At 63.2% G+C, this 16,037-nt stretch carries 14 protein-coding genes; 3 read left to right on the plus strand and 11 right to left on the minus strand.

The window, feature by feature from the left end; genetic code table 11:
• The 3 genes from QOH60_RS03875 to QOH60_RS03885 form a co-directional block, all read left to right on the plus strand.
• Positions 1 to 489 (plus strand): acyl-CoA dehydrogenase family protein (locus QOH60_RS03875; RefSeq protein ID WP_526417287.1); only part of this gene is annotated, 489 nt, incomplete at its 5' end.
• A gap of 17 nt (positions 490 to 506) precedes the next feature.
• Positions 507 to 1,316, plus strand: coding sequence for an enoyl-CoA hydratase/isomerase family protein (locus tag QOH60_RS03880; RefSeq protein ID WP_526417289.1), 810 nt, complete (start codon positions 507 to 509; stop codon positions 1,314 to 1,316).
• Between the two features lie 19 nt (positions 1,317 to 1,335).
• Positions 1,336 to 2,211 (plus strand): SDR family oxidoreductase, encoded by an 876-nt coding sequence (locus tag QOH60_RS03885; RefSeq protein WP_526417291.1) that lies wholly within the window; start codon positions 1,336 to 1,338, stop codon positions 2,209 to 2,211.
• A 278-nt stretch (positions 2,212 to 2,489) separates the two neighbouring features.
• Here QOH60_RS03885 and QOH60_RS03890 read toward each other — a convergent pair whose 3' ends face one another.
• From QOH60_RS03890 to QOH60_RS03940, 11 genes are all read right to left on the minus strand, one after another.
• Positions 2,490 to 6,125: a protein kinase domain-containing protein gene (locus tag QOH60_RS03890; RefSeq protein ID WP_526417293.1), complete on the minus strand. Its 3,636-nt coding sequence runs from the start codon at positions 6,123 to 6,125 to the stop codon at positions 2,490 to 2,492.
• Between the two features lie 30 nt (positions 6,126 to 6,155).
• Positions 6,156 to 6,821 (minus strand): CAP domain-containing protein, encoded by a 666-nt coding sequence (locus tag QOH60_RS03895; RefSeq protein WP_526417295.1) that lies wholly within the window; start codon positions 6,819 to 6,821, stop codon positions 6,156 to 6,158.
• A gap of 16 nt (positions 6,822 to 6,837) precedes the next feature.
• Positions 6,838 to 7,200: a DUF732 domain-containing protein gene (locus QOH60_RS03900; protein ID WP_526417313.1), complete on the minus strand. Its 363-nt coding sequence runs from the start codon at positions 7,198 to 7,200 to the stop codon at positions 6,838 to 6,840.
• A 6-nt stretch (positions 7,201 to 7,206) separates the two neighbouring features.
• Positions 7,207 to 7,887, minus strand: coding sequence for a hypothetical protein (locus QOH60_RS03905; RefSeq protein ID WP_526417297.1), 681 nt, complete (start codon positions 7,885 to 7,887; stop codon positions 7,207 to 7,209).
• Positions 7,884 to 8,489, minus strand: coding sequence for an Rv1363c family protein (locus QOH60_RS03910; protein WP_526417299.1), 606 nt, complete (start codon positions 8,487 to 8,489; stop codon positions 7,884 to 7,886). The genes QOH60_RS03905 and QOH60_RS03910 overlap by 4 nt, the downstream gene beginning before the upstream one ends.
• A 40-nt stretch (positions 8,490 to 8,529) precedes the next feature.
• Entirely contained in the window at positions 8,530 to 9,984 is a 1,455-nt protein-coding gene (locus tag QOH60_RS03915) for an MCE family protein (protein ID WP_526417301.1), read from the minus strand.
• Positions 9,985 to 11,145 carry a virulence factor Mce family protein gene (locus QOH60_RS03920; protein ID WP_526417303.1) on the minus strand — a complete coding sequence of 387 codons (1,161 nt, stop codon included), beginning with the start codon at positions 11,143 to 11,145 and terminating at the stop codon, positions 9,985 to 9,987. It lies immediately after the preceding gene.
• Positions 11,142 to 12,506, minus strand: coding sequence for a virulence factor Mce family protein (locus QOH60_RS03925; protein ID WP_526417305.1), 1,365 nt, complete (start codon positions 12,504 to 12,506; stop codon positions 11,142 to 11,144). The genes QOH60_RS03920 and QOH60_RS03925 overlap by 4 nt, the downstream gene beginning before the upstream one ends.
• Complete coding sequence (locus QOH60_RS03930; RefSeq protein WP_526417307.1) at positions 12,503 to 13,798, minus strand: virulence factor Mce family protein; 1,296 nt, start codon at positions 13,796 to 13,798, stop codon at positions 12,503 to 12,505. The genes QOH60_RS03925 and QOH60_RS03930 overlap by 4 nt, the downstream gene beginning before the upstream one ends.
• The gene (locus tag QOH60_RS03935; RefSeq protein ID WP_526417309.1) at positions 13,795 to 14,820 is read right to left on the minus strand and encodes a virulence factor Mce family protein; all 1,026 of its coding nucleotides are present in this window, start codon (positions 14,818 to 14,820) and stop codon (positions 13,795 to 13,797) included. The genes QOH60_RS03930 and QOH60_RS03935 overlap by 4 nt, the downstream gene beginning before the upstream one ends.
• Before the next feature lie 39 nt (positions 14,821 to 14,859).
• Positions 14,860 to 16,037 (minus strand): MCE family protein (locus QOH60_RS03940; protein ID WP_526417311.1); only part of this gene is annotated, 1,178 nt, incomplete at its 5' end.

Below are 16,037 nucleotides of genomic sequence, written 5' to 3' on the forward strand. Positions count from 1 at the left end.
TTGATCGGCCGGGAAAATAATGGCTTCATCCAGGTGATGCAGGGCTTCGACTACAGCCGCGCCCTGATCGGGCTCCAGTGTCTGGCGGTCGCCCGGCAGTCGCTTGACGAAACGTGGCTGTCCACCGCTGAGCGGACCAGCTTCGGTACACCGCTCATCGCGAATCAGGGTGTGTCATTCCCGTTGGCCGAAGCCGAGACCCAACTTGAGGCATGCCGGTTGCTGTGCCTGAAGACGTTGTGGCTCAAAGACCAGGGGCTGCCGCACACCGCTGAGGCAGCGATGTGCAAGTGGTGGGCACCCAAGCTGGCATTCGACATCGTCCAAACTTGCTTGCTGCTCAACGGTCACGGTGCCTACACCGAGGAAATGCCGTACGCACAACGCCTGCGAGATGTCCTCGGCCTGCAGATCGGAGACGGCACAGCGCAAATCATGAAGCTCATCATTGCCCGACACAAGGCCGGCCGCGGCGCTGTCTCGGCATGACACCGGAGGGAATCCCCATGGCCAAGGTGATCTACGAAAAGCGCGATCAGATCGCGTACATCACGCTCAACCGGCCCGAGGTACACAACGCCATCGACACCGAGACCGATGAGCTGCTGTTCGAGGCGTGGACAGATTTCCGAGACGATCCGGATGTCCGGATCGCGATCCTCACCGGGTCGGGCGACAAGACCTTCTGCGCGGGCGCCGACCTCAAATCGCATGTCGATCCGTGGCTCAACGCCGGGCCCGAACTCGGACGCAGCCTGCTGGAGAAGGGGTTCGCGGGCCGGATCACCCGAGGGCTGCATCGGACGCCCAAACCGATCATCGCGGCGCTCAACGGCTGGGTCATCGGGGGCGGCATCGAACTGGCCCTGGCCTGCGACATCAGGGTCGCCTCCGAGCACGCGAACTTCGGGTTCTTCCACATCCGCCGGGGCATGCATTTCGCCGACGGGGGCATCGTCCGGCTGGTCAACACGGTCGGGGTGGGCATCGCGATGGAGCTTGAGCTGATGGGTGAACCCATCGACGCGCACCGGGCCAAAGAAGTGCATCTGGTCAATCGCGTTGTGCCGCAAGGCGATCTGATGGCCACGGCCGAGGACATCGCGGCCAAGATTCTGCGCAATCCCAGGGCCGCAGTGGAATCAGCGAAGCAGACAATCCTTGAGGTCGTGGGCCGCCCATTGGACGACCAGCTCAGGCTTGAGTGCCTGTACGGCTATTCGACCATGGGCAACCCGGAGATCGTCGAGCGCCAGCAGGAGTTCCTCGAACGGCGCGACGCCGACCGGATAACGACAAGCTCCGAACGACACTGACCAGCCCAGGACGGAACTCATGACATACACGTCGATCTACCGTCGCGACCTATTTCGTGAGCACATCGTCGTCATCACCGGCGGCGGCAGCGGAATCGGGCGTTGCACGGCCCATGAGTTGGCCTCCCTCGGTGCGCATGTCGCGATCGTCGGGCGCAACGAGGACAAACTCGAGCGTGTGCGCTCTGAGATCGAATCCGATGGTGGTTCGAGTTCGGCCCATGCCGCCGACATTCGCGATGAACACGCGGTTATCGCCACCGTCGAGCGGGTGCTGTCCGACCATGGCCGCATCGACGGTCTGGTGAACAACGCGGGTGGCCAATATCGCGCTGCGATGAAGACGATCTCGACAAACGGGTTCGAGGCTGTGGTCAGAAGCAATCTGACGGGTGGATTCATCGTCATGCGCGAGGTCTACAACCGGTGGATGATCGATCACGGCGGCGCGATCGTCAACATGATCGCCGATATCTGGCACGGGTGGCCGCATTTCTCCCATTCCGCGGCGGCGCGCGGCGGAATGCTGACGCTGAGCGAGTGTGCGGCGACCGAATGGGCCGAATCGGGTGTCCGTGTCAACACGGTCGCCCCCGGATCGATTGCGTCGCAGGGTCTAGACACCTACGAAGACAAGGACACCGCGTTTATTCGCAACGACCTGACGCCAGGTATCCCGTTGCAGCGGTTCGGAACTGAAGCCGAAGTCTCGGCGGCGATCGTCTATCTGCTGTCGCCGGCGGCGAGTTACATCACGGGGTCCTGCATCCGCATCGACGGGGGAGCGCCGAACGCCCGCCGTGGATGGTGGGAACTGCAGCCGGCCAACAACAATGTGGCGTTCGATGGATTCCACCGGTCCTCGCCTCCCGCGATCCTCGACGAGGTGCCGTGATCCCTGTGCAGTGATTACGCCACCGGTAATCGGTTGCTCCGAAACCCTCAGCTGGCGCGCCACCTCCGGCCGGTCGCCTCCTCGGCCAGCAGCCGATCCGCCACCCTGCGGCTTTCGCACCACGTGCTCGGGGGTGTTGCGTTCGCGTCGTCGTGTCGACATCCATCGAGGTTCTTGCCCGCCGCTGCGGGCGGTAAGTCTCATTAACCCTGGACCGACGACTGGGGTCACGCTATGCGAGCTAGACATCTTCCGCGACGAGCGCGTCCTTCACGCACTCAACCTGGGTCGTGCGGGTGTGTCGACTGAGCTGCATGTTCGCTGCGGGTGTCCGCGATGCTGAACACGAAATCCTGAATATTCGTCCGGTCGGCCGAACTCAACTCGTCCCCGACTGCGGTGTCCTTAGCGAGGCGCTGCATAAGCGGTCCCTCGTCGATGAGCAATCGGCCAAGGCCAAGCGCCGCACAGGTTCTCAATGCCGGTGCAAGGACCCGCTGCGCTTCGTCGTTATTGCCTGCCACGGCTAGGCAGAGCGCCAGTTGAATCATCGCGTGGAGGTGTGCACGCGGGCGTTGGCTCTGGTCAACATGGTCGAGACGAACTCGTGCTCGCCGGCAAGCTTCACTAACTGCTGAAGGCTTTCCTTCGAGGAGTAGGAGTCGAATTTGTGAGTCCTCCTTGAGTTCGGCTACGTCGTTGCCCGTTCCGTCGAGTACCTGTGCGCCTGGAGCCATGACTCGCTGTGCGAGCGACTCGTCGATTGGCTCGCCCGTCAGCATGGCAATGCGAACGCCTTCGTTGAGGAGGCGCGCTTCCAGTCGTGAAAGTTGTAGGTTCCTTGCAATTTCCAGACCATCGACGACTCGTTGTCGTGCGGCCGCCACGTCACCGCGGGCAAGTTTCAGCCGCGCCCCCGTCCCGAATGCCGCCAGCATGAAATCGACGATTCCGCCCTCGGCGCCAAGTTCATATGCTTCGTCGAGTAGCGGCTCCGCTTCATCGAGTTGGCCGTATTCGTAGAGAAGCTCTCCCAACAAAGATCCGGCGAGCTTTGCAACGTAGCTTGGGCGTCCGGACGGCAGCAGCGCGATTCGCCTTGCATGTCGCAGGTTCGCCTGTGCGCCGGCAACGTCGAGCTGCTCGTTCGCCGCGATTGCAGCGAAACAGTATCCGTAGCTAACGCTCAGGCTCCCTGAGATCCGTGGATGATATTGGCGACCCCACCTCTGCCAGCGAAGGGCGTCATCGAAGTCCAACGCTCGAAGAGCCGCAAATGAGGCGAGATCGGCTGCCCGACACAGAATGAAGGGGCGAAGCGCGCCCGCCCTGTCGACACACGCCTGAACGACGGCATCGGTGCAGGAGTCGATGCGGTCCTGGAAAGCTGGAACTATTGCGCGGATTAGGTCAATCTCGGCGCGGAGGTGGTCGGCTTCGTCGGCCGGAAGCGAATCGATGCCGATCTCAGCCAGCCGAAGCGCGTCGAATACCGTCGCCGCGCGGCGCAATACGAGGTTTGCCCAAGCAAGGTCGACCTGCAGCCTCGGACGAGAAGCGGCATGTTGCACGGGCAATTTCGCCGCAAGCCCGATCAGCGTGCTCATCTGGGACTGTTCCATCAGATCCGAGGCCGCTTGCTCGACCGCATCGACCGCCTGCGGTGCGTCGCCGGCGAGGATCAGGTGATCGACGGCCTGGCTGAGCATCTGGTGTTCGGTGAACCACCGTGCGGCTCTGCGGTGCAGCTCGGGTACGCGGTCTTCTGAATCGCGCTCGAGGCGGTGCAGAAGGTATTCGGCGAACAGGTGGTGGTATTGAAACCACGATCCTTCCGGGTCCGTTCTGCGCAGGAAGAGATCGCGTGTTTCGATCTCTTCGAGAGCGCTTCGACTGCGGCGGTTATCGGTGAGCGCAGTGGCCAATCCGCTGCAGATCTGCTTAGTGATGCACGTCGACAGCAGAAAATCCAGCAGGTCCGGTTCAAGACTGTCCATAACGTTCGACGCCAGATACTCGCCTATTGCCTTGTCCCGCCCCGACAGATGCTCGATGAGCGCGGCCGGATCGTCGTGCTCACGCAGCGACAACGATGCCAATTGCAGCGCAGCGGCCCACCCGTCCGTTGACTCCTCGAGTTCGGCCACGTCGGTAGTCGTGAGGTCGAGGCCGCACTGGTCGACCAGCAGCGAATGGGATTCAGCCGTATCGAATTTGAGAAGCGACGCATCGATTTCAACAAGCTCACCCTGAACTCGTAGCGTGGACAGCGGTATCCCTGAGCCAGTCCGGCTTGCGACGATCAAATGTAGGTGATGGCAACAATTCCCGAGCAGATAGCCGAGAGCGTTCATCGCTTCAGCATTGTCTACCCGATGCCAGTCGTCGAGAACCAGTGCCAGCGTTTGATTCTCGGAGTGCAGGCGATTGATCAAGGCGTTAAGGACATGTCGGTGTGCGTTTTCCAAATGGCTTTCAAGTTCTTCCTGTAGTTCGTCTGCGAGATCGGGCATGGTGCGCCGAATCGCCTCAATCAGGTGGGCAAGAAACCAGATCGGATCGTTGTCGTCGCTATCGATAGCCAGCCAAGCGCCCTTCAGTCCCTGCCCGGTGAGGATTTCGCCCCACTGCGCGGCCAGGGTGCTTTTGCCGTAGCCGGCGGGCGCGTGAATGAGGACCAACTTCGGTCTTCGCCCGGTGCCGAGGCGGTCGAGGATTCGTTGCCTGCGCACTGTCGGGCGGTTGAACGTCGGCGGTCGAAATCGTGTCGGTGCGCTCGGCGGGTAGTTCACACGCCGAGTGCCACCCGACCCGTCCGACCGTAATGCGGCAGCCCCCAAATGCCCGCTCGGTGCTAACACCGGGGTGTCGCAGGGCGTTTCACCGGTGTCGGTCGGTGGTGCCGGTAACTCGAGCGGAATCTCGCCGATGGTGAGACCGGCATGGCCGCCAGCCGCTCGCAGAACCTCACCGAACTCGACGGCAGAACTCGGCCGCCGCATGGGATCGGTATTCAATCCGAGCTCTAATGCCGAGCAGACGGGGTCCGGCACGCGTTTCGCACGAAGATCGGGGATGGGACCAGCTAACACACGACGAACAAACGCGATGGGGTTCTCCCCCGGTCGGAACGGAAATGGGGGCTCGCCCGTCAACAATGAGAAGACGGTGGCCGCCAGACTGTAAACGTCCGCGGCTGCCGAGGGGGCTCGACCTTCGAAAAGCTCCGGCGCGGTGTAGGACGGGGACCCGACCAAGATGTTCGCTGCGGTCTCGCTGCTACCCGCGATCCGCGCAATGCCGAAGTCGCAGAGCTGAGGTTCTCCGTAAGCCGAGAGAAGAACGTTGGACGGCTTGACATCACGATGAAGAACGCCCGCACGGTGAGCAGTCTCCAGGGCCCCCGCCAGTCGCACTCCCACCGTCAGCGCTTCACCCACGGTGAGCGGTCCATGACCTTTGATCCAGACGTCAAACGTGTTCCGACGGTGGTAGGGCATCACGATGTACGGACGCCCGGTAAAGGTCAGGCCGCTGTGCAACACAGGCACGATGTTCGGGTGCCCCGACACCCGGCCCATGGCCCGTTGCTCGCGTTCGAAGTGTACGAGGTCGAGATCGTCTTGATCGGAACTGAGTACCTTGATCGCGACGACGCGGTCGAGCGACGGTTCGTTACAGCGATATACGACGCCAAACCCACCGCGCCCCACCGGCTCCGCGTCGTGGTAGCCCTCTGCCTCGAGCTCGGCGACGATTCCGGAAGCGAGCCTGCGTTGAGTGTCATCGGGATTGGTCACGGCTATCCAAACCGCATCCGCGCCGCGCGGGCTCGGCGGATCTGATTCGACCGATGATCCCTCTGACCCGGTGCCAACATTCCCATCACAGATGCCTTCTACGCAGCTGTTCACCCTACTACCGCCCGACGGGCGGCCACGGCCTTATGCCGGCGGAAGGGCCGGTGGCGGGTACACGCCTCGCAGGATCCACGGGAGCCAGTCGATGCCGTACTCGACCTCGTCGCTGCCGTCGTAGTCGGGGCTGGGATCGAGAGGAACATTCTCCTGCAGGACCACGGGGGACGGAAGGCCTACTTCCGGTCCAAGTGGTCTCGATGGGACTGGTCGCTCAGGCTGGCCATACACGGCCACCACGACTGAGCGATCGAGACTGTTTTCGGACCACACCCCTATTTGAGTGTTGGCACAGTTGGACATGATCGCGAGATAGGCGGGGTTGTAATACCACTGGTTGATCAGCTCGACGCCGCTGATTGCCAGCGCCGGATTGATCGCCACCGTTTCCGCCACTCGGCCCTGGTAGCCGGCCGCGTTCGCCCGGGTTTGTGGGGTGGACCCGTCGGAGCCGATGTCCCCGTCGAGGTTTCGGTCGTTCAGCACATCGAGCGTGTGCCATTGGGCGGCCAATTGCAACTGCGGATTGATCTTGACGTCGTTCGTGCAGCCTGCCTGATGTTGGACGGTGAACACGTTGGCGACCACCCCGTCGTTGAGTCGCTTGTTGTCGGCGTGAGCGACGGGTGCGCCCAGCCAAGCCGTAGCACCGATAACAACCAGCACAGGCAAGGTCACTGGCCGATACTGCATGTCGATCTCCTTCATGTCAGCCGCTGGGCGGCGGCCGGTAGTTGGCCGCAGAGTTGCGCAACTGCCAGATCTGTGCCGGGCAGAGTTCGTTGACCGCTTGGCTGATCAGGTACGAGGCCTGATATTCATCCGACGTGTTGAAGTCAGCCTTCACATCGCCCATGACCTGTGCGTAACCGCGTCCTTCGGACACCTTGTCGCAGACGCCGTATCCGTAGTCCAGGGCAGCTTGAGCGTTGGGGAAGTTGTAGCCGGGCCGCACATGCACGTTCACCAGATAGGCGACCACATCCGCGCGAGCACCCGGGGCCAGCCCAAACGCCGCGACGCTCAAGCCACAGCCGAAAAGCGTTGCCAGGGACACGAGTCGGCGCTGCATCATGGATCAGACGGGGTCAAATTGCGAGATCAGCCACCGGCCATCGACTTTGTCGAGCGTTACCCGAACGCTGGATGCGGTGCTGGTCGGCGCGCCCTGTCCGATGATGATGGTCTGGTTGACGAACACCACAACCACCGCGTGGCCGGCGGTCACGGAGGTCGACGCCGCGGCAGGGACGGTCGCTACGGCAGATATCTGCTTCTGCTTTGCTCCTGGGATCACCACGTCATGAGTCAACGACGCGTAGGCGGTCAGGAACGTCCCGGTCAGGCGGGTCTTCGCGGCTTCGAGGTCCTTGTCCACGGTATCGGCCCGGTACGAGAGCAGCGCGACTGTGCTGTCGATCGCGGCTCGCACCGATTCCGCGCGGGCTGCCTGAGCCTCGCGGAGGCTGGCGTCCTGCCATTTCAGATAACCCGCGGCGGACACCAGCAGGAACGCCAGCGCCGGCACGAGCCCGTAGGCGATCGCGCGCGACCATTGGATACGACGCCCCGCCGTTGTCCGCTCCGCGTCAGAGGCCGGCTCGTCGGTATCAGGATCTGGTTCGTCGGCGTCAGTGGTCGAGTCGGCTACCTCGGCCTTGATCTCGACCACGTCGCTCTCTACCGGCTCGGCAGGTGTTTCGTCCACCGAATCGGCGTCTGTTGGGTCCCCAGCTCGGCGGGACATTAGCCACCTCATGGCACGAACTCCACGTTTGAGACTTTGGCTTGGTCGCCGACTCTCTGCACCGAGATGCGCATCCGCCATGCGTGCGGATCCGGCTGCGGCGCACCGGCATTCGAAGTCGTAACGGTTACCGCCACGAGTACCTCGGCAGTGTCGGCCGTCTGCGACTCCAGCCCGGCCTCGGTGACGGTGCCGACCGTGACCGACTTGGTCTGCTTGACGAGCTCGATGAACGGCTGAGACCGCCTGGCGAAATCGTCGTAGAACTCCCCGGTGGCCCCGTCCACAATGCGCTGGACATCGGCGTCGGCCCGCTGCCAGTTGATTGTCGTCAGGTTCACCGCGCCCTGCCTTGCCGCCTGAATTAGTTGGCTTTGCTCGGCTTGAGCCCGATGCGCCTGGTGGGCATGAAATCCGAACCATCCGACCAGCGCCGCCGACGCAACGACGGCCGCTAGACCAAGCAACGTCGCACGCAATGGATCCGACATGCGTTTCTTCGAGCGCGGGGTGGGTTCGTCATCGCCGTCATCGGCGTCGGGCTCGGCGGCGCAGTCCTCGGTGTCGCCGATGTCTTCATCAACGGGCAGTTCGGAATCGGTTAGCACAGGCATGTTGTCTCCTCCTCGTGGTTTGAGGTTTGCGCCGCTGGAGTCAGCTTCCCGGCGGCAGCAGCATCGATTGCCACGTCTTCTCCTTCGGCGCGGTTTCGGATAGATCGGTTTGTGTGTATGTACGTCCGTTTGGCCCTACGTAAGTGCCGGTGGCGGGGTCGTACTCGATGGCGGCTATCGGTAGCGGCGCGGTAGCGGGCGGAGGGGGTGCTGCCAACGGCGACCCGGGCGGCAGCTGCGGAATGCCCTGGCCAGACAAGGTGGCGTTGGGGTCGCCCTTCCAGTTGTAGCCGTCGTTGAGCGGCACATATTGCTCGTCGCTCTCGCACAACTTGACTGTGGGGGCGCGCTTACCAGGCACCGTTTCGCATGGGATGTTGCGGGCACCGCGCACGTTCCACGGCGAATCCTGCGGGACTCGGCAATACAGGTCGCCCGCCGGGCGGTCCGGAGAGTCCTCGAAGGTCGGCACACGCTGCTGCTGCGACGGTAAGAACCCGGTGGTGCAGGCCGGCGGCAGATTGAGGTTGAGATTGAAGCTCAAGTACTGGCCCCGGTAGTCCTGTTTCGTATTCGCATTCGCCACGACACCCGCCTGGCCTTCGACGACGGCTTGGGGCAAAAGCACCAGAAGCTGTTCGATGTCGCTTTGGTAAGTGAGCGCAACCTGGCCGACGCTGACGAGGTTGGACAGCAGAATCGGCAGAGTTGGTTGCAGCCGCTCGATGAGTTGACGTACTTCACCGGCCGCCGGACCCCCGTTGGTGAGAATGCCAGCGACGGCCTGATCGTGGGTCTGCAACTGGGTGGTTACGGTCGCCAGGTGCGATGCCCACGCCTGAATCGCATCCGATGTCTTGGTCTGCGAATCCAGCACCGGCTGCGATTGGTCGATCAGCGCGACCAGCGCGTCCAGGTTCTTGCGCGCCTCGATCGACAGGTCGGTCGAGCCCTTCACTATGCGGGTCAGTTCCGGGCCCAACCCGCCCACCGCGGTGTACGACTCGTCGATGACCGTCTTGAGATCACCCTTAGGCACTGCCAGCAAACCGGCGTTGGCAGCGCTGAGCACAGTGTTGATGTCGGGCGGCACAGTGGTGTCAGCCAGCGGAATCACGTCGCCCTCTTTGAGCGGCCGCGACGTAGATCGGGGCCGCAACTCGACGTACTGCTCACCGATTGCCGATTGGCTGTGCACCTGCGCGATGAGATCGGACGGGATGTCGATGCCGGATTTCAGCGACAGCACAGCTTGGACGCCAGTGTCGGTCAAGCGGACGGATTCCACCTGGCCCACTTCGGTTCCGCGATATGTGACGTTGCTGCTGCTGTACAGGCCACCGGTGTTCGGCAACTCCATCGTGACCGTGTAGCGACCGACGCCGAAAAACTTGGCCGGCAGTTTCATGAAGTGCACCGACATCAGCGCCATCGCGACAACCGAGATCACGGTGAAGATGGCGAGCTGGATCTTGATCCGTCTGTGTAGGTGCATCTAGGGCCCCTGGTCCCAGCGGTACGGGATGGTCAGCGGGTTGCCCGGGTTGTGCGGGCCGCCGGCGGTGCACGGACTGGGGAATTGGCCGATGGTGCGGCCCCACTGCAGCTCCAACTCGGTGAGATCGCATTCCCACTTGGTGCCGGTGAATATTGCCGCGTCGATGCGGCTCAGCGTGAGGTCGACGATGGCCGTGAGGTTGGCGAAGTCGCCGCGTTGCCATTTTTCGATGGTCTCGTTGGGAAACGGGAAGGTGAGAATATAGCTGAGTGCCCGCGTCATGCTTGGGCCGGCGTTGGCAAGCGACTCCAGCACTGGTCCTACTTCTCGTAGCTCCTTGACCAGGTTCTCTTTGGTCTGGTTGACGGCATCGACAGTGAGAGCGCTGAATTTGCCGAGCTGATCGGCGGCCTCGACGAGGTTGTCTCGCTCGCCGTTGAGTACCGCCAGCGCGTCGGGGATGGTCGCGATCGCCCGGTCCAGGACGGGCTGCTGCTCGGCGAGCTGCCTGACTAGGTGGTTCAGGCTGTCGCTGGCAGCGATGATGTCATCCTTCTGGTCGTTGAGGTACCCGGTGAATTTGTCGAGTTGCTCGATCAGGCTTCGCAGGTCTTTCTCACGGCCCCGGAACGCGGTGCTCAACGCCGCGGTGATGTCCTGCACCTGTCCCAGTCCGCCGCCGTTGAGCACTAGCGAAAGCGCTGCCAGCGTCTGTTCGACCGTCGGATAGGCACCACTGTTTGACAACGGGATGAGTGAGCCGTCGTGCAGCTTGCCTTGCGGTGGCACGTCTGTCGGCGGAGCCAGCTCGACATGCAACGAACCGAGGATGGTGGTTTGGCCGAGCTTGGCGGTCGCGTTGGCGGGCAGCTGGACGTCGCCATTGAGGCGCGTGGTCAACAACGCGTGCCAGCCCTGGCGCTCGATTCCTGTCACCGTGCCGACCGTCACGTCTGCGACCCGCACTCGAGCGTTCTGTTGGAGGTTGCTGACATCGGGCATCTGTACTTTGACCTCGAACGAACCGGGGCCGCGGCCCTGCGTCCCCGGCAGCGGCACAGAATTCAGCCCATGCCAGCTGCCGCAGCCGGACAACGCGGTCACGACTGCGACAATCACCAGATACATTGCCGCGCGGCGGCTTCGGCTCGATCTCATGAGCCACCTCCAGGGGGCACCATGATGCCAGGCAGACCGGACGCCGGGTTGGTCGAGACGGTCCCGGCGGGCGGCGGCCCATCGGGAAGCGGCGCCTCGGCCGCCAGCGGTGGACCGGGTGGTACCCCTGCAGAAGGTTGGCCAGGTGGACCCGGCGCGGCCACCGACGCAGGTGGTCCCGGTGGAACGTAATCCGGCCGCATCCAGTCCTCGCTGTAAGTGACCTCATTGGGCCGGGCCTGTGCGCCCACGAAGAAGTTCTCGCCGAGCGGGGGGAAGTTGTACTGACGGTTCTTCACGATGGGTGCCAGGTACTGCACGCACAGCTTTGCCGCCTGTTCGCCCCCAAGGCGGGAGGCGGCCTGCACCGCACCGCAGAGGAAATCGATCGGATTGGCGAAATTGTTGATGGCCAGCGCACCGGTCAGCGACCCGTTGGCGGCTTCGTAGATGTTGTCGAAGTTAGCGATGGTCGACGGCCCGATGTGCAGCGTCTGCTTGATGTCGTCGAGGCTTTGGACCAATGCCGTGGAGATCGACGCGAGCTTGTCCGATGCCGTGCCGATGGCCTCGCGGTTGTCTGCGGTGAAGTCCCGCACGTCGCCGACCACCGCATTGAGGTCCTCCACCGCGTGACCGACCTTGTTGGGGTCGTCGGCCAGCAGCGATGTCACCGCGGCGAGGTTGCGGTTGAGCTGCTCGAGCAGATCGGCGCTGTCGTGCAGCGCAGTGACTAGTGTCGACAGGTTCTTGAACGTGGAGAAGATGTCTTTGCTGTGATCGCCGAGGGCAGACAACGCCTGCGATAACTTGATGACGGTGTCGCGGATGGAGGCGCCTTGCCCGCGCAAATTGCTGGCGGCCGTAGTGACCAATTCACCCAGCGTGCTCACGCCGCCTGGCTTGGTGGGCTGTAGCAATTCAGTCAACCGTTGAGCCTGCACCCTGATGTCATCCCATTCGACCGGCACCGCAGTGCGATCCTTCGGGATGAGTGCGCCGTCCTGCATCACGGCGCCGCCCGTGTAGACCGGCGTGAGCTGGATGGCCCGACCGGTAACCAGCTGCGGAGAAAGGATCGCGGCCTTCGCGTCGGCCGGCACTTTGTACTTCTGATCGAACCAGAATGAAATCTTGACCCGCTCAGGCTCCGGTTCAATCTTGTCCACTTTGCCGACAGGGACGCCGAGGATCCGCACGTCATCGCCGGCGAAAAGCCCGGTGCTGTTGTCGAAGTAGGCGAACACCCTGGTTCGGGAGACCTGTCCGGTTTCGCGCACCGCGACGAAAGCCGATGCCACCAGCACCAGCACCAGGCAGATTGCCAGGAGAACGCGTGGGTGGGGCAGCCTCGACATCACGGTTGCGGCACCTCACCTGGCGCCGGCACGTACACCGGAGAGGGTGTCGGTTCCGGAATGGACTGGATCTCGGGGGGCGACGGTGCCGGCGGCCCGGGTGGCGGCCCGCCGGGCGGCGGCGCGGGTGGCGGCGGCCGGTACGGATAACGTGGATCGCCTGGGTTGCCGGTGATCGCGTCGGGCAGAGTCACGTTCGGCTCACCACCCTGGCCGGTCCGCGGGTACGGCACCGGCAACGCTGGGGTCCCGGGCTGGCCGGTCTGCGGGTCGGTCAACTGCGACGGCAGCAACGTGGCCGGATCCAGTCCCAGGTCGGAGAACGCGGCGTCGACGAACGGCTGGACGAACTGACCCGGGAATAGGTTTACCACGTACGCCTTGAAGAACGGACCCGAGGAGACTGATTCACCAAGCGACATCGCGTAGCCGTTGAGCCGTTTGATGGCCTCTTGCACGCGCTCCTTGCGGTTGTCGACGATCGCGAGCACTCCGTTCAGCTTGTCCAGGGCCGGTCGCAGCTGTTGTCGGTTTTCGGCGATGAATCCCTTGAGTTGCTGCGACACCGCGGAGATATTCGACCAGATGCGGTCCAAGGAGTCGCCTTGCGAACGCAGTTGTGCCAGAAGCGCATTCGTGTCCTTCACCAAGCTGACGACCTGGTCCGTACGCTTCGCCAGCACTCCAGTCGCTTTGGCCGCGTTGTCGAGCAGGGTGCGCAGTTGGGCATCGCGCTCGTTGAGCGTCTGCGAAAACCGCGCCACCCCATGTACCGCGGCCTGCAGATCTGGCGGCGTACCGGAGAAAGTTTGCGCCAGCGTGGCCAGCGAGTCCGACAGTTGCGCGGTGTTCAGCCCACTGATCGTCGTGGCCAAGTCGCCCAGGGCGTCGGGCAGCTGATAGGGCGATGTCGTCCGGTCGATCGGAATGGCACCGGCTAGATCGCGGTCACCCCGAGGTAGGACGTCGAGGATCTTGGTGCCCAGGAGGCTCTTTGCCTTGATCGCCGCCTCGGTCCGGTCACCTAGATGGATGTCCTTGTCGATACGGAACTTGACGAGCACATGAGGACCGTCGAGTTCAATGTCGGACACCTTTCCTGCGGTGTACCCGGACACTTCGACGCCGGCACCGTTGTACAACCCACCGGCGTCGGCGAAGTAGGCCGAGTAGTCGTTGCCCGGGTTAATGAAAGGAAGCTTTTGATAGTTCAGCGCGGCAAGCACGATCGCGACGACCGCTGTAACACCGACGGTGCCGATGATCATTGGGTTGCGCTCAGAGAATGTTTTCATTTCGGTGCGCACCGTCCCGTGCTCTGGCCTGCGACCTTGACGTAAACCGGCTGGCCGCCCTTTCCATTGAGCTTCAGTACGACGTCGCAGAGGTAGAAGCTGAAGAAGTCGCCGTACATCCCCTGACGGGCCAGCGCCCGGTATTTGTCCGGCAGCTGATTGAGCAGATTGTCGAGGTAGTCGTGGTCGGCCACGGCGATGGACGCGGTCCGGTCGGTTTCATGAACCACCTTCTGAAACGGCGCGCGGGCCCGCGTAAGCAAGTCTGCGATCGAGCCGGCCGCAGCGTCGGTGTAGGCCACCGCGTTAGAGATATCGGTCCTGCGCGCCGCCAGTCCGTGGACCAGCTCCGACAACGACGTCACCGCCTTGTCAAGCCTGTCGCTCTGGCCGCCCAGCGACCCCAACACCACGTTGAGGTTGTCGATGACCTGTCCGATCAGTTGATCGCGGTCGGCCAGCGTGTTCGTCAGCGCGGCCGCCTGGTCCAGAAACGACGCGATGGTGCCGCCCTGGCCCTGAAACGCCTGTATCAGCTGTCCGCTCAGCTCGTTGACTTTTTCGGGGTCCAGCGCACGAAACAGTGGCCGGAAGCCGCCAAGCAGCGCATCGAGATCCAATGCAGGTTCGGTGCGGGACACCGGGATCGTGTCTCCGGGCCTGAGGGAAGTGAGCGGCCCAGCGCCTTCCTCCAAGGCGAGGTAGCGCCCGCCGATCAGATTGTCGTAGCGGATCGCTGCCCGGTTTCCTTCTGTGAGCACTACAGAATCGTCGGTAGAGAATTCGACCCGCACTGTCGCGTCGCGGTTGACGGAGATCTTCTTGATCTGGCCGACCTCGACGCCGGCGATCCGGACGAAGTTGCCGGTCTTCAGGCCCGACACGTTGGTGAACTCGGCGGAGTAGGTCTTGCCTTGACCAAACCGAAAATTCGCGAAGATCGTCAGCAGCGCGAACGTTCCGAGCAGGCAGACCGTCAGGAAGACGGCCAGGCGCCAGGCGGCGCCTTTGAAGTTACCCATGCTTCCCTCCTATCTCCCGGTTGCGTCGCTCGTCGGCGGTCATGGCGGCATCTGGCCGTTCTCATTGGGCTGGGCCGGCCCCGGGCCGGGTCCTGCCGGCGGCACACCCGGCCATAGCGGCACCCCGCCCGGGCCGTACAGCGGCGCGCCATAGGCCGGTGCTCCGGGATAGCGCACCGGCCCGACCGCCGGCCCGGGGATGCACTGGCGGATGCTGGGTGGCTCCGGGACCGCACGGGTAACCGGGAAGTAGTTGTTCCAGCAGGGATGCCCGATGCCCGGGTTGGGCCGAATATCCACGCCAGTTCCCCAACCGGTGTTGGTGACGAGTTGTCGCACCGGGAAATTCTTCGAAGCATCCGGCAATGACCCGCACCCCGGCTTTCCGCCGGGTCCTCCCTTGGCCGCGACGATGGGAAGGTTGTCGGGATACGCGTAGGGGTCGTTGCCGAGCAACAGGGCGACGTCGAGTTGGGTTGTCCGGCCGTCTGCGCCGCCCCACACCGAATAACCGCCGTTATTGAGGTACCACGTGGCGCCCTGCAGCAAGCAGGTGTACTCGGGGTTGTACTTGAGCAGCAGATTCGTAGTGGGCTCGAGAACATTGACCGATGCGACGAGATTGTCCTTGCTGGTGGCGAGCAGGTTGGTCCCGGCCTTCGAGAAGCCGATGACGTTGAGCAGCAAGCTGTCCAGTGAGGTCGAATGGTTCACGATGGTGGTGCTGGTGGTGCTGGCGGCGTCCAGGACCGTCAGGATGTCCTGTGCGGCCGCGGCATATGTGTCGTTGAAGCGCTTGAACGAGCGCCAGTCTTGGCGGATGAGTTCGCTGCGGTCGTTGAGCGCCGTCAACACCTCGTTGAGGTCTGTGGTGGCCTGACCCATCCGTTCGCCTTGCCCGCGCACCGCGTCGGCCACCGCGGTCAGCACCGAGTTCAGCTTCGCCGGATCGATCATTTTGAGCAGCTCGACGACATTTTCGAAGACTGTGTTGACCTCTGTGCTGACATTCTTCGAATGCAGCACCGCGCCGGCAGCCAGTCGTTCATTACTCGGGTTCGTCGGATAGACCAGTTCGACGAACTTGGCGCCGAATGCGGTGGTGACGTCGATCTGTGCCTCGACGTTTGCCGGGATGTACCGGACCTGATCGGGATCGATCTCCAGCTTCAGGCTGGCCCCGTTCTTGGCTGCGCCAACCTGGCTGACCCGGCCGA

Source organism: Mycobacterium sp., from assembly GCF_032159765.1.
GTDB lineage: Bacteria > Actinomycetota > Actinomycetes > Mycobacteriales > Mycobacteriaceae > Mycobacterium.